General features: G+C 44.7%; 11 protein-coding genes. 8 read left to right on the top strand and 3 right to left on the bottom strand.

What is annotated here, in order from left to right; genetic code table 11:
• Positions 1 to 771: 771 nt before the first annotated feature.
• From gntK to RS891_RS31590, 3 genes are all read right to left on the bottom strand, one after another.
• Positions 772 to 2,307, bottom strand: coding sequence for a gluconokinase (gene gntK / locus RS891_RS31600; protein WP_315796506.1), 1,536 nt, complete (start codon positions 2,305 to 2,307; stop codon positions 772 to 774).
• 99 nt (positions 2,308 to 2,406) lie between these two features.
• The gene (locus RS891_RS31595; RefSeq protein ID WP_315794127.1) at positions 2,407 to 3,768 is read right to left on the bottom strand and encodes a GntP family permease; all 1,362 of its coding nucleotides are present in this window, start codon (positions 3,766 to 3,768) and stop codon (positions 2,407 to 2,409) included.
• Positions 3,769 to 4,024: 256 nt separating this feature from the next.
• The gene (locus RS891_RS31590) at positions 4,025 to 4,699 is read right to left on the bottom strand and encodes a GntR family transcriptional regulator (RefSeq protein ID WP_113053322.1); all 675 of its coding nucleotides are present in this window, start codon (positions 4,697 to 4,699) and stop codon (positions 4,025 to 4,027) included.
• A 783-nt stretch (positions 4,700 to 5,482) separates the two neighbouring features.
• Between RS891_RS31590 and rpmH the strand changes: the two genes are divergently transcribed.
• The 8 genes from rpmH (at position 5,483) to noc (ending at position 13,954) form a co-directional block, all read left to right on the top strand.
• A complete protein-coding gene (rpmH, locus tag RS891_RS31585; RefSeq protein WP_024629517.1) occupies positions 5,483 to 5,617 on the top strand; it encodes a 50S ribosomal protein L34 in 135 nt (44 codons plus the stop codon).
• A 316-nt stretch (positions 5,618 to 5,933) separates the two neighbouring features.
• Complete coding sequence (gene rnpA / locus RS891_RS31580) at positions 5,934 to 6,284, top strand: ribonuclease P protein component (RefSeq protein ID WP_113053321.1); 351 nt, start codon at positions 5,934 to 5,936, stop codon at positions 6,282 to 6,284.
• Positions 6,285 to 6,358: 74 nt separating this feature from the next.
• Positions 6,359 to 7,243 carry a YidC/Oxa1 family membrane protein insertase gene (locus RS891_RS31575; RefSeq protein ID WP_076287175.1) on the top strand — a complete coding sequence of 295 codons (885 nt, stop codon included), beginning with the start codon at positions 6,359 to 6,361 and terminating at the stop codon, positions 7,241 to 7,243.
• Positions 7,240 to 7,941, top strand: coding sequence for an RNA-binding cell elongation regulator Jag/EloR (gene jag, locus RS891_RS31570; protein ID WP_113053320.1), 702 nt, complete (start codon positions 7,240 to 7,242; stop codon positions 7,939 to 7,941). The genes RS891_RS31575 and jag overlap by 4 nt, the downstream gene beginning before the upstream one ends.
• A 222-nt stretch (positions 7,942 to 8,163) precedes the next feature.
• On the top strand, positions 8,164 to 9,540 hold the full coding sequence (gene mnmE / locus RS891_RS31565) for a tRNA uridine-5-carboxymethylaminomethyl(34) synthesis GTPase MnmE (protein ID WP_113053319.1): 1,377 nt from the start codon (positions 8,164 to 8,166) through the stop codon (positions 9,538 to 9,540).
• A gap of 221 nt (positions 9,541 to 9,761) precedes the next feature.
• On the top strand, positions 9,762 to 11,651 hold the full coding sequence (mnmG, locus tag RS891_RS31560) for a tRNA uridine-5-carboxymethylaminomethyl(34) synthesis enzyme MnmG (protein WP_113053318.1): 1,890 nt from the start codon (positions 9,762 to 9,764) through the stop codon (positions 11,649 to 11,651).
• Complete coding sequence (gene rsmG / locus RS891_RS31555) at positions 11,651 to 12,373, top strand: 16S rRNA (guanine(527)-N(7))-methyltransferase RsmG (protein ID WP_063567385.1); 723 nt, start codon at positions 11,651 to 11,653, stop codon at positions 12,371 to 12,373. The genes mnmG and rsmG overlap by 1 nt, the downstream gene beginning before the upstream one ends.
• Positions 12,374 to 13,135: 762 nt before the next feature.
• Positions 13,136 to 13,954, top strand: a complete 819-nt coding sequence (gene noc / locus RS891_RS31550; protein ID WP_076287180.1) for a nucleoid occlusion protein — start codon at positions 13,136 to 13,138, stop codon at positions 13,952 to 13,954.
• Positions 13,955 to 13,969 lie beyond the last annotated feature (15 nt).

Below are 13,969 nucleotides of genomic sequence, written 5' to 3'. Positions count from 1 at the left end.
AGACTGTCACTCCTTTTACATGTTCCAAGTGTGGCTTAAGCCATGATGCAGTGTCGAAATACGAGATATATTGTTGAATTTATCCCCAAACCCCCGCAGGTCGAAAACAAAAAAAGAATGAACAACGGAAAATTGTTCACAACTTTATCCACAGGCTGTTGATAATATTATGGGTCAGATCACATATTCACATCCAAAAGTAATACAATCATAGCAAAAGAAGCCCGGCATTTCAATGTATCGCGTGATTTTATCCACAAATTCAATAACTTGTGTATAATTTTTAATCACAACACAATATATTGTTTATAAATTGTTTAACTTTCGACAAGATGACCCAAAAACCCAAATTATTTTATACACAGGTTATTCGTCAAATGATGCTGAATTGTGTGTAAAAGTATTCTCTGTTTGTGAATAACCTCTCTGTGGATAACCGTAAAGTGAAAATGGACGTTTTGGGGATTTACAGGGGAGTGACTCTTCATGCCTGTTTTCCTTTTTTCGAAGAGAGGAATTGAGGAAACGACAAAATCAAAGGCAGAGGAGATCAAGAAGAGGGCCTGTTGGTACCAAGGAACGTTTACTGATTTGTATGAATTGAACGTAGGATTTATTCCTAAAAGAGGTAGGATGGATAAGCGTGCAAACTTTGGAGATGGATGTGTTCCCATTACAGTAGTTTTGCGAATGCCAAAAAGAGGTTGTTCCTGAAGACCGGAATGGTGGTCTAAGATAACAACCTCTTTTTGGTGGTTATAAAAGCATAATTTACTCGATATGAGCGGAAAATTTACGTTGGAATTCCGCGATATCTTCATATTCTTCTTCCAATTTTCGCGAGATGCGAATAAAGATGGGGAGAAGTTCCTGGTAGATCGATGCATGTTCTTTGATAGGGGTATGCTTGTGCGTAGTACCAACCATCGATGAAACAGCATGAAGCGACTTAATTCGCCCTGTAGCATAAAGACCGAGCACGACGGCCCCCAGACAGGAACTTTCAAAGCTCTCGGGCACAATGACTTCCTGGTTGAATATATCGGACATCATCTGACGCCAGAGTGGAGAACGAGCGAAACCACCCGTCGCCTGAATGGAGGTAGGTTGTCCGATTTGTTCTTCCATTGCCAACAGCACCGTATACAGGTTGAAAATAACCCCTTCCAACACGGAACGGATCATATGCTCTTTCTGGTGATGAAGGGTCAAACCAAAGAAGGAACCTCGGGCGTCCGGATTCCATAAAGGCGCGCGTTCCCCTGAAAGGTACGGATGGAATAGAAGTCCTTCCGAACCGGGGCTGACGCGTTCCGCAATCTTGGTGAGTACATCATAGGAATTGATGCCGAGCCGTTTAGCTGTTTCCACTTCAGACGCAGCGAATTCATCCCGTACCCAGCGGAACAGCATGCCACCGTTATTCACAGGTCCGCCGATAACCCAAAGATTCTCGGTGAGGGCATAACAGAACGTTCTACCTTTTGGATCGGTAACAGGACGGTCAACGACGGTGCGAATCGCGCCGCTGGTGCCGATCGTTGCTGCAACAACGCCAGGCTCAATGGCGTTTACTCCCAGATTGGACAATACCCCGTCACTTGCACCGATGACGAAGGGCGTAGAGGGGGAGAGAGCCATTTTTTCAGCCCATCTGTGATCCATTCCCTCTATAATATGTGTGGTCGGGACGAGCTGCGATAGATGGTCAGGTGTAATGCCTGCAACCTCAAGTGCTTCTGCATCCCAATCCAGTTGTTCCAGATTGAGCAGACCGGTACAGGAAGCGATGGAATGATCCACGACATATTGACCGAACAGACGGAAGAGTAAATATTCTTTAATAGAGATAAATTTGGCGGTACGTTGAAACAGTTCAGGTTCGTCATGGCGCAGCCACATTAATTTGGTCAGCGGCGACATGGGATGGATCGGTGTACCTGTTCGCAAATAGATAGAATGCCCGATTCCGTTCTCCTGCAGTTTGGCGGCCCAGGCAGCGCTCCGGTTGTCAGCCCAAGTGATGCAGCGAGTGAGGGGCGTACCATCTTGTCCCATGGCAATAACACTGTGCATGGCAGAGCTGCAGGACACGAACATTATTTTTTCCGCAGCTACGCCGCTTTGATCCATCACGCCGCGTACGGAGCGAAGGGCGGCCTGCACGATTTGTTCTGGATCCTGCTCAGCGACATCGGGAGCTGGGGTGTATAAAGGATATTCCTGAGTCGACGTGCTTACAACTTCACCCTGTTCCGTAAAGAGTACGGATTTGGTACTGGTTGTACCGATATCCATCCCGATCATATAGTTGTTCACTTTACACAAACCTTCTTTCTTTTGAACCCATAAAAGTAAAACTCCAATGGTGTGAATTTATTTTCTTCTTCTATATAGGTATTCAATTTATACGACTGTACTCAGCAGCAAAATAAAGATCAGTCCAACAACAGATAATAGTGTTTCCATAACGGTCCACGTCTTCAGCGTCTGCGAGACACTCATATTGAAGAATTCTTTGATCATCCAGAAGCCTGCGTCGTTTACGTGAGAAAGAACAAGTGATCCGGCACCAGTAGCGAGTACAACCAGCTCAATATTGGCCCCTGGCGTTAGTGCAAGAACCGGAGCTACAATACCAGCTGCTGTCGTCATGGCCACAGTTGCTGAACCGGTAGCAACCCGAATGAGTGCAGCTACAAGCCAGGCGAACAGGATTACGTTAATATTGGCATGTGTGGCGACCTCAGCAATGGCATTACCTACACCACTATTGATCAAGACCTGTTTGAACGCACCGCCACCGCCAATAATGAGAATGATGGTCGCCGTAGGCGCCAGGCATTCACTGGTAAAGCGGGAGATGTCATGTTTGTTGAAATCGCGTGAGAATCCGAGTGAAAAGAGGGCGAACACGACGGAGATCAGCAGGGCTATAATTTCATGGCCGATAAATTCACAGAAAACGGTAAATCCGCTTGTAGCGTCTGGGTCTACGATATTGGCGATGGAGCCAATAAGCATCAAAATGACTGGCAGCAAGATGGTAAACAGGGTTATGCCAAAACCGGGCAAGTTGTTACTTTTTTTCGTAGCGAATTGTTCAGCCAGTTCTGCAGGCGGTTCGGTATGTATTCTTTTACCGATAAATTTACCAAACAGAGGTCCAGCGATAATAGCAGTCGGGATACCTACAATAAGGGAGTACAAGATCGTTTTACCCAAATCGGCGCTGAACGCTTCGATGGCAATCATGGGAGCCGGGTGAGGTGGAACGAGACCATGTACAGTAGAGAGACCTGCCAAAATCGGAATACCGATCTGCAGCAGCGACATATTGGTTTTACGTGCAACGGTGAAAATGATCGGAATCAGCAGAATGACGCCGACTTCGAAGAATACAGGAATACCGACGATAAAACCAACAATCATCATCGCCCAGTGCACACGTTTTACACCAAAACGATCCACCAGTGTGGTAGCAATACGCTCGGCTCCGCCGGATTCAGCCATCATCTTACCAAGCATGGTCCCCAGACCGATAACGATGGCGATCGTTCCAAGTGTTCCACCAAGTCCTCCCGTAATGGAGGAAATGACATCCGCAGGCTTCATACCTGTAAGCAAACCAAGCATTAGTGCGGACAACAAAAGGGTAATGAAAGGATTCCATTTATATTTGGAGATCAACACGATCAGGAAAACAATCGCGATTAATGTCCAGACCAATAACGTTGCATTATGGGATAGCCCAAAAAGAGTGCTCATGAGGTATGCTCCTTTTTTTCTGATATATAACGCTTACAACAGTCCATGATCAGGCGGAAGAAAGAGACTTTACAATTCATGCAGCGCGGGCGGCTAACAATCCATTGAAATCCTCTTTAATATGCCCCAAAAAATTGAAACAAATCGCATTTTGTATACTTGTCGACAAGTTGATGCGCAATCAATCACAATGGATATGATTGCAAACCCCTTCACAGATATGCCATGAAGTGGACGTAATTTCATCATTATGGCATTAGGATTCAAAACTTTCGTGCAGCGTCTTGCCTGAATCCTGAAAATACGTGCGAACTCCAGCTTGAATGCGTGTTTTATCACCCGATTCAAGAGCCTCGATCAGCAAACGATGTTTGCCGATTACAGCGCTTACTTTCTGCTCGCCTTGAACAAAGACCCTACGGGTGGTGAGCAGCATAACCGTCATGACAACATAACGAATGCTTCTCCATAGATGTAAAATACGGGAATGCTGGGCAGCTTCAATAATAGTCTCGTGAAAAACGAGATCCTGATATGCGAATTCAACCGCATCTTGATGGCGTCCAGCCAAGTCCATCTTGTCTATCACATTACGTAGCTGGATAATCAATTGATCTGGCACATCCCCCGCAAGCCGCTGCTGCACAAAACTTTCAATCAGGAAACGTACATCGTACAATTCCTCGACATCTTTAATTTTCAATCCAATAACAACGACACCCATACGCTCCAGCCGAATGAGCCCTTCATTCGACAATGTTTTTAACGCGTCACGTACAGGTGAGCGACTGCTGTCAAAATCTGCGGCAATCCGATTTTCTGACAAAATTTCGCCAGGACGAAGGGCTCCGCTAATGATCCGTAGTCTTAATTCGCAGGCAATGGCTTCCCCGCGGGAAGCCCCCTGAAGCCAGGATGAAGGAAACAGCATAATGGCTAACGCTCCTATTATAAGTAATCAGTTCAATACTGATCATAGCACAACTATTTTGCTGATTGAGCGTTTTACATCAATCCTTATGATGAGAATAAGTGGTTCTATGCTCTGAGCGCCTGCTGAATTTAGGAACGTCATACTGCTTCAAATGGATTTTTCAAAGAGCTGCTGGAATGATTGTCTTCCTTTAAATGAGTCAGGATCTATACTGTACTTCCAATAAGTATACTTGTATACAAGATGTGATTTTTTTATCCTACACCTTTCTCGAAAACTTGTAAACCATAAGAATAAAGCGGATACATTAAATTTAAAGTATGTCTATTCAAAAGCCATAATATATTGCTCAGGTAATGGATAGCTGCACCATTGAAGTTCTTCAGAAACGTATGAATATTAACCGAAAGCGGAGCCAATGAAACAGTATATCATCGATAAATAATCTTTATCCACATGTGAATAACTTGAAATGATATTGGGAGATAGAATTAAGGAGTTTGAGGGTGTGGATAACCGTAAAAGATGATTTTTTGGTGAATGAAACGGGTATGGGGATAACTTTTTGAGCTTCTGATTGATTCTTTAAGAAGGTTATAAACAGGAGAACGCATCCGTGGTCGTTTAGGTAGGGTGGAATAGGCATTAAAAGGAGAAAGGAGGCAGGAGGCTCCGCAGTTGACTTTTCCAGGTGTTCATGGTTAAATGTATAAAGGTGTTTTCTGTGAAGATGAAAGTGATTCATCACATAAGTATTTCCTTGTGAGGAGGTGCAATACATTGAGACCTACATTCAAACCGAACGTTAGCAAACGTAAAAAAGTTCATGGTTTCCGGAAAAGAATGAGCACGAGCAACGGACGTAAAGTTCTGGCTGCACGTCGCCTTAAAGGCCGTAAAGTCCTGAGTGCTTAAATGCATGTGAAGACCACCGAGGTGGTCTTTTTTTTCTTAAATAGGTCATTTCAGACTGGATGCTGGTAAAGGTCAGGTCTGAATTGGCTGCGCAAAAGCATAAGTACACATTTATGTTTAATGAATGAGATGTCCGTTTTTTCGAAAACGTTCCTTATATAAGGATGAATGTTTGTTCAGTTGAAATGACTGATCAACAATCATCCCAAATGAAGTTGCCGCCAAGACGGTTTATCGTTATTCAAGAAAGCCTATACTAAATCAGTAATGAGGCCTTCGTCAATAATGTTGGTGGAAAACAGCAAGGAGAAGCGCCGTGTATAAAAGACTGCGTTTACGAAACCGGGCGGACTTTAGCCGCGTATACCGGTATGGGAAATCGTTTGCCAATCATCAGTTTGTGGTGTATGGCTGTCGTCGTAAAGATACAGAACAATTCCGAGTAGGTGTGTCCTGCAGCAAGAAAATCGGAAACGCTGTCGTACGCAACCGGATGAGACGCATGATTAAGGAAATTGTACGTCATCACGAGCAAGAGATTGTCACGCAGATGGATCTGATCTTTATTGTCAGAAAAGGTGCATTGGACATGTCCTATAAGGATATGGAAAAAAGCCTGCTGCATGCGATGCGCAAAGGCTCTCTTTTGAAGTCGGGCAAGCGGTAAGCTTCGGTTTATTTGTCCTCCTAATTATGGTATGATTTACGGTGGAATGGAATGGTTAAGAGAGGGGTTATGAAGTGTCGCGATTGAAGACATCAAAGGGGAAGTGGATTCTCCTTATTGCAGTCATTGCAATGGTCACTGTACTAGCCGGGTGTACTCCGCAAGGTTCGGGGGTTACTACGGAAGATCTGAAGAATAGTGATTCTTTTTGGCAAGCCAATGTTATTTATTGGTTCTCACTGGCGCTCGATACATTTGCCAACTGGTTTAACGGTGAATATGGACTGGCCGTCCTTGTCATGGTGTTAATTGTACGGACGTTAATCTTGCCGCTGACAATGAAGCAGGTTCGCAGTTCCAAGGCGATGCAAGCTATTCAGCCGCAATTGAAAGAAATTCAAGCCAAGTATAAAGATACACCTGAGAAAGTTCAGCAAGAAACAATGAAGTTGTTTCAGGAGAACAAAGTTAATCCGATGGCCGGTTGTCTGCCGCTTATCATTCAGATGCCGATTTACATCGCACTTTATAACTCAATTTACGGAAACTCCAGTCTGAGAACACATGATTTCTTGTGGCTACAACTCGGATCACCCGATCACCTGTTTATTTTGCCAGTGCTGGCAGCCATCACTACATTCGTTCAAACGTGGATGATGATGCGCATGAACCCTGCACAACAGGTTGGACCGATGCAATTCATGCTGTGGGTGTACCCGATATTGATCTTCGTTATGTCGTATCAGTTCCCAGCTGCGTTGCCACTGTACTGGTTCTACAGTAACATCTACACGATCGTGCAAAACTATTTCCTTTACCGGAATAATGATAAAGTCGTGGCTGAGGTCAACGTGAAGCAGACCAGCTCTTCCAAAAATGGAAATGGAGCTAAACGCAAAAACGGTGGCAAGGCAACTGTCTCTGGAAAAGGTTCGAAAGGGGCCAAAAAATCGAAATGACCAAAGTCATTGCGTCAGGAAAAACCGTTGAAGATGCTGTAAACCAAGGATTGGCTGAGCTTGGCGTGAGCCGGGACAAGGTCGAGATACAAGTGTTAGAGCAGCCGTCAAAAGGATTCCTGGGTTTGATCGGGGTTAAGGCCGCTAAAGTGGAAGTGAAACTTCTGCCGCTGCCCGAACCTGTTTTACAGCCGATCAAGCCGGCCGCACATATACCTCAGGTTGAAGCAACACTTGAGGGTGTGGCTGCTAAAAATCCCTATGAGGAAGCGGCTGCTTTCTTAAAAGAAGTGGCAGCAGGTATGGGACTGGATGTTGAAGTGCATATCAAAAAACAGCGTGATGGACATATCTTCAATATTGCCGGTGAAGACCTGGGCATGATTATTGGCAGACGTGGACAGACTCTGGATGCCCTTCAATATTTAACGAACATTGTAGCAAATCGTTATTCGGAAAGCTTCGTCCGCATCGTACTTGATGCAGAGAATTTCCGTCAACGTCGACGCAAGACGCTGGAGGATCTGGCTGAACGTTTGGCTGGACAGGCTATTCGCACTGGTAAGGAAGTTGTGCTGGAGCCAATGCCACCACTCGAACGCAAAGTCATTCATGCGAAATTGCAAAATCACTCGCAGATTAAGACATACAGCAAGGGCGAGGAGCCTAATCGGCGCGTGGTTATTACGACGAAATAACACGAAATTAAAGACGCAATGGCTTCCTGCCCGGTGCAGAAGCCATTGCTTTTTTCGTACAGAAGTACTTTTCCAAAACGGAAGAGCGACTACAAAAATGCTATATCAAGATATGAATGCCGGAAAGATGCGTTGTAGTGCAACCGACAACTGAACTATATATTGAAATTCATATAGCGTCCTGAGGGGCGCAATTTTAAAATAGAGCAAGGAGAGATAACGATGATTAGTGATACGATTACAGCGATATCAACAGCGGTCGGAGAAGCGGGTATTGCTGTAATCCGGGTGAGCGGCCCGGATGCGGTGTCGGAGACGGAGAAGATTTTTCGCAGCAAAACCCCACTAACACAGGCAGCATCCCATACGGTTCATTACGGTCATATTGTAGATCCGGGGACTGGCGAGAAGATTGAGGAAGTATTGGTTACGGTGATGCGTGCACCACGTTCCTTCACAACAGAGGATGTCGTGGAGATTAGCGCCCATGGCGGAGTGGTGTCGGTTAAGAGAGTAATGGATCTGTTGTTGCAGCTCGATATTCGCCTCGCCGAACCTGGGGAGTTCACTAAGCGTGCTTTTCTCAATGGACGGATTGATCTGTCCCAGGCGGAAGGGGTCATGGATCTCATTCGTTCCAAATCCGATCGGGCGTTCTCCGTTGCACTCAAGCAGGTGGAGGGCAAATTATCGTCCAAGCTGCGCGAGCTGAGATACACGCTGGTGGAGACGCTTGCTCACATCGAAGTCAATATCGATTATCCTGAGCATGATGTAGAGTCCCTAACATCTGAATTTATTAAAGAAAAATCCAGTCAGGTCATGACTGAAATTGATAAATTGCTGGTGACAGCAGAGCAAGGCAAGATATTGCGTGAAGGCATCACAACTGCAATCGTAGGTCGGCCAAATGTAGGGAAGTCATCATTGCTCAATACGTTGGCCCAGGACAACCGCGCAATTGTAACGGACATTCCAGGTACAACGCGTGACGTCATTGAGGAATTTGTTACAATTAACAATATACCGCTCAAACTGCTCGATACGGCAGGTATTCGGGAAACGATGGATGTCGTGGAGAAGATTGGGGTGGAGCGCTCTCGTTCTGCTGTGAATGAGGCTGATCTGTTATTGATGGTTATCAATGCTGCGGAGCCATTGCATGAGGACGAGATTGAATTATTGGAACAAATCCGCGGTAGACAATCAATTATTATTATGAATAAAATGGACTTAGCGCCGCAGGTGGACCGCGAAGTGCTGCTCCGTTATATCCCTGAGGAACGGCTTGTTCCGATGTCGGTGAAAGATGATCTGGGCGTGGACCGATTGGAAGATGCCATCTCGACGTTGTTCTTCAGTGGCAAGCTGGAGTCGGCTGACCTGACGTATGTCAGCAATGTGCGTCATATTGCTTTGCTCAAAAAAGCGAAGCAGTCGCTTATTGATGCCTATGAAGCGGCAGAGCAGCTGATTCCCATTGATATGATCCAGATCGATGTTCGTCTGGCATGGGAGCAGCTGGGTGAGATCGTGGGCGATACAGCACATGATGCGTTGATTGATCAAATTTTCTCTCAATTCTGCCTCGGAAAATAACACCTAATAAACATACCGGCGCTGAAAAGTAGTATGATAATAAAGTCCATCTGTGGGTGGTCAAAGAATCCGCGAATATGTCTGAAGTACCTATAGACTTGATGGCTTAATATAGATTGAAATGCATTCCACTGAGTGCGGAGTGTGTTTCGTCAATTTTACAAAAAATTGATCGTTTGCATGAATTTAGGCGTGCGGCGGCAAAAAGGAGGTAAACTGGAATGGCTTTTGATGGCGGAAGTTATGATGTAATTGTCGTTGGGGCAGGACATGCTGGTGTGGAATCGGCACTGGCTGCAGCCCGTATGGGTTCGAAAACACTGATGATTACAATCAATCTGGATATGGTTGCCTTCATGCCTTGTAACCCATCTATTGGGGGACCGGCAAAAGGACATGTGGTCCGTGAGATTGATGCACTTGGTGGAGAAATGGGACGCAACATCGATAAGACCTTTATTCAGATGCGAATGCTCAACACAGGTAAAGGGCCTGCTGTGCATGCACTTCGTGCTCAGGCTGATAAATTCTCTTACCAACATACGATGAAAGAAACGATGGAGAATGAACGCAACCTGACGATGCGTCAAGGCATGGTTGATCGGCTGATCGTTGAAGATGGACAGTGCGTAGGTGTGGTTACTCAGACGGGCACAGAGTACCGGGCTAAAGCCGTTGTTTTGACAACAGGTACGTATCTGCGCGGTAAAGTAATTATGGGTGAGTTAATGTACGAGAGTGGCCCGAATAATCAACAGCCCTCCCTTAAGTTATCCGAACATCTGCGTGAGCTTGGTTTCGACCTGGTTCGTTTTAAAACAGGTACACCACCGCGCGTGCATAAGGATACGATTGATTTTAGCAAAACGGAAATTCAGCCAGGTGATGACAAACCGAAGTTCTTTTCTTATGAAACGGAATCTTCCGATAATGAGCAACTGCCTTGCTGGTTGACGTATACGTCTGTGGAGACACACCAGATTATTAATGACAACCTCCACCGTGCACCGATGTTCTCAGGTGTTATTGAAGGAACGGGACCGCGTTATTGCCCATCGATTGAGGACAAAATTGTGCGTTTCAGCGACAAACCGAAGCATCAGATTTTCCTTGAGCCAGAAGGCAAAAACACATCGGAATACTATGTACAAGGTCTGTCTACAAGTCTGCCAGAGGATGTCCAATTGGCAGTGCTGCGTTCTATCCCGGGTATGGAAAAAGTAGAAATGATGCGTAATGGCTACGCTATTGAATATGATGCGATGGTGCCAACACAACTGTGGCCTTCACTTGAAACGAAACGCCTTCCAGGTCTGTTCACAGCAGGGCAGATTAATGGTACCTCCGGGTATGAAGAAGCGGCAGGACAAGGCGTAATGGCAGGCATCAATGCTGCACGTAAAGTACAGGGTAAAGAGCCTGTTGTACTTGATCGCTCCCAAGGGTACATTGGTGTACTGATCGATGATCTCGTAACCAAAGGTACGAATGAACCTTATCGTCTGCTGACTTCTCGTGCAGAATATCGTTTGTTGCTTCGTCATGATAATGCCGATATGCGTTTGACGGAAATTGGTCATGATATTGGTCTGATTCCTGATGAACGTTATGCTAAATTCCTGGACAAAAAGGCAAAAGTAGAACAGGAAGTGAATCGTCTGAAGGCAGCCAAAGTTCGCCCTGTCGAAGTGAATCCGAAGCTGGAAGAGATCGGTTCTACACCGATTCAGGATGGAAGCACACTTCTGACATTGATGCGCCGCCCAGAGATCGGGTATGACTGGATTGAGCAGATCTCACCTTCCGAGGTGGAACTGACCGCTGACATGAAAGAGCAAGTGGAAATTCAAATTAAATATGCGGGTTATATTGAGAAACAATTGATCCACGTGGAACGTTTGCAAAAAATGGAGAAAAAGAAAATTCCGGACACGATTATATATGACGAAATTCATGGCCTTGCTATGGAAGCAAAGCAGAAGCTCGCTACCATTCGTCCAATCTCGATAGGACAGGCGTCCCGTATTGCCGGGGTTACTCCTGCGGATATCTCCATTCTGCTGGTTTACCTGGAGCATTATAACCGTGTAACCGCAGCAAGGGGACAATAATGGACGATATTCAACAGCAGCTACAACGGCGCCTGAAGAAACATGGATTGGAGCTGGATGAACGCCAGTTGGAGCAATTCGAGTTATATTTTCAGGAGCTGGTAGCTTGGAATGAAAAGATGAATCTAACCGGGATTACTGAACGTGAACAAGTATATACAAAGCATTTCTATGATTCAGTATCGCTGGCGTTTTATACAGATATGTCGAAGGTAAACAAACTAGCAGACATTGGTTCAGGGGCTGGGTTCCCGGGCCTACCGCTTAAAATTTGTTTTCCGCATATCAAGCTGACGATCATTGATTCCTTAAATAAACGTATTGGCTTTCTGCAGCATCTTGTAGATACACTCGGCCTGACCGACGTAGAATTGATTCATGGTCGTGCGGAGGAACTTGGACGCAAAGAAGGATATCGAGACAGCTACGACCTTGTTACTGCGCGTGCAGTTGCTAAACTAGCGGTGCTTAACGAATTCTGTCTGCCCTTTGTTCGTAAAAGTGGATTATTCGCTGCAATGAAGGGTGGAGACCCGCGCGAAGAAATGAAGGAAGCTGAATTCAGTTTTAACCAGCTGAAAGGACGGGTGAAAGCAGTCCATCCGTTCCAGCTACCCGTTGAAGAGTCGGCGCGTCATATCATTCTGATTCAAAAATTTGATAAGACGCCATTTAAATATCCACGTAAACCAGGAACACCACTAAAAACACCTTTGGTATAGTTCTTGGTGTAACATCGTATATATTTAAAAAGGCAAGAAGATCAATCTTCGTTTATTTAATGAAAAACTTAGGATAAGAGCAAAGAGGATGTTTCACGTGAAACATCCTCTTTTTGTTTTGAATTTTATCTAGTATACATAGCATTTACATTCCAATTACATAGAGCAGAGAAAAAACGGAATCGATAATAAATTTATTAGCGTAGAAATTCATCTTGATGAAACATCATTTTTATTGTTAAAGCTATTCTTGAATGAAGGCCATTAACTTACCTATGGATAGAAAAAGAGCATCGGCAATAGTAGTAGATATAGAATTGAAAGACACGTAAGAAAGAGGTTATTCCGCCACTGAGGCAATCTTATGAAAATCCATTTATAAATGGTATTAAACGAGCACACAGCGTAGCTACTAGGAGCAGGTCCTGTCTGCAGAGATTCTCTATATCTTATTGTGTATAAGCAATCATATGGCTAATGTTCGTGAAGAAAAAGCAGGAAAATTAGAAGAGTTTAAAGAATAGGTAAACATAGGATTATGGAAGAAAAGATGATAGAATAGAAGTATCCGGTCCTGGATTACAGAGATCATAGATTATATGTATAGATAGATTTTTGAGCTTTATTGTATAGGTTTACAGATGGCGTCATGGAAGGCAAAACTTATTCGAAGAACGACAGCATTTGGAAGAGTCGCATATTGAATAAGAAGCACCTGCAACTTTGCGGGAGCTATTACGAAACTAGGTGGTAATATACGGAATGAAAGAACAATTTTCGAAGTTGTTTGGTTTGGCGGAGCGCAATAACGGAGATGAGATTAAACAAATTCCGGTCAATGAAATTGTGAGCAGCCCATATCAACCCCGTACTATTTTTGATGATGATAAAATTGATGAGTTGTTGCAGACGATCAAGACACATGGAGTTATACAACCGATTGTCGTCCGCGTACGAAATGGATCATATGAGATTATCGCCGGGGAACGTCGCTGGCGTGCAGTTCGAAAACTGGGCTTGGATCATATTCCGGCCATTGTGCGTGAATTCAACGACTCTCAGGCAGCGTCCATCGCATTGATCGAAAACCTGCAGCGTGAAGGACTCACTTCAATTGAAGAGGCTGTTGCTTATCAGAAATTGATTGACCTGCACCAACTTACACAGGAAAGTCTTGCGCAGCGATTAGGTAAAAGCCAGTCAACGATCGCCAACAAAATCCGGTTGTTACAGCTACCGGAAGGCATTAAGACAGCACTGATGGAACGTAAGATTTCGGAGCGTCATGCCAGAGCTTTGCTTTCATTGGATACGGAAGAGTTGCAAATGAAATTGCTCGGCGAAATTATTGATAAAGAGTTGAATGTAAAACAAACGGAAGCACGAGTTGCCTTTTACAAGGAATCCTCGAAGATCAAAAAATCCAAACGCATCTCCTTCACGAAGGACGTTAGACTTGCACTTAATACGATTCGTCAATCCATTGATATGGTATCGGGCTCTGGTCTAGACATCAAAACCAAGGAAGCGGACCATGAGGACCACTACGAGATCGTTATCCATATCCCGAAACGCAAATAATTGAAGCTTAAGGCG

Origin of the sequence: Paenibacillus sp. BIC5C1 (genome assembly GCF_032399705.1) — a bacterium.
Taxonomy (GTDB): Bacteria; Bacillota; Bacilli; order Paenibacillales; family Paenibacillaceae; genus Paenibacillus; species Paenibacillus taichungensis_A.
This window is presented reverse-complemented; position numbering and strand designations above follow the sequence as displayed.